Consider the following 1,128-nt stretch of genomic DNA (forward strand, 5'->3'; position numbering starts at 1 on the left):
GTGCAGGCGCTGCGCCACCGCCCGGGACCTCTTCGACGGCCTGGGGCTGCAGCGGGCCAGGCTGCGCGGGGTGGGCCTGCGGCTGGAGGGGCTGGTCGCCTCCGCTGACCTGCCGCGCCAGCTGGCGCTGGGGGAGCGCGAGCGCGGCTGGCGCGAGGCGGAGGGCGCGGTGCAGCGGGCGGGGGCCCGCTTCGGACCCGGCAGTGTGAGACCCGCCACGTTGCTGGAGCGCGTCCCGGGCGGCGCGCCGGGGGCAGGAACTCCCCCCGGGGGCTGGGTCGTTGAGGCGGAGGAGGACTGGAACCCCCCGGGAGCAGCACCCGGTGGACCCGGGTGGTGGAGCATGTGGTAGCCCGAGTTTCGTCTCCCGTCCCCGGGACCTATCCTGAGAGTCACAACGTGCGCACGCCAGGAGGTACAGGTGCCGCTCTCTGAACATGAGCAGCGTCTGCTCGAGCAGATGGAACGTGCGCTGTCCGCGGACGATCCCAAGTTCGCCAACGCCATGCGAGGTTCCCGCCACGGTCGCGCCGCCCGCCGGCGCCTCGTCATCGGCGTCGTCGCCGTCGTGGTCGGTCTCGTGCTCCTCGTCGTCGGGGCCAGCACGAGCAAGATCTGGCTGGGGGCAGGCGGTTTCATCGTCATGCTCGCCGGCGCGATCTGGGCCTTCTCGCCGGCTCGGGGGACGGGGGCGCGCACCGACGGGCAGCCCGCTGCCGGCAACGCCCCACGACCACCGCGACCGGGCAGGCCCCGCCGCAACGGCTCGTTCATGGAGCGGATGGAGCAGCGCTGGGACCGCCGGCGCGGCCAGTGGTGAGCGCCGCCGGCTGACCCGCCGGCACCACCCGGCGCACGGGCCCGCGCACCCCAGCGGTGCGCGGGCCCCTGCACGTCCACGACCCGGTGCCACGGCCCGGCCCGGGCCGGTGGTGCCACCGGCCCGGGCGCGCGGTCCTCAGTCGCGCTCCCACCAGGCCAGCACGGCCCGCAGCCCGGCGCCGGGCACCCAGCGGGCCCGCCACCGCGCCGCGCGCGAGCGGCTCGCCGCCACGGCCTCCACCACCTCGTCCACCTGGGCGCGCACCACGCGCCGGCCCGCCGCGCCGGCGGCGGGCGCGCGCTGGA

The 1,128-nt window shown here is 77.3% G+C and carries 1 protein-coding gene and 1 pseudogene; both read left to right on the forward strand.

Features of this window, described 5'->3' with window-relative positions:
• Positions 1-352, forward strand: a pseudogene (locus GTR00_RS23185) (hypothetical protein); the annotation flags it as partial.
• Between the two features lie 69 nt (positions 353-421).
• Positions 422-820, forward strand: a complete 399-nt coding sequence (locus GTR00_RS21435) for a DUF3040 domain-containing protein (protein ID WP_166613521.1) — start codon at positions 422-424, stop codon at positions 818-820.
• The last annotated feature ends 308 nt before the right edge of the window (positions 821-1,128 follow it).

The sequence above is a fragment of the Kineococcus indalonis genome (genome assembly GCF_009906395.1).
Classification (GTDB): Bacteria; Actinomycetota; Actinomycetes; order Actinomycetales; family Kineococcaceae; genus Kineococcus; species Kineococcus indalonis.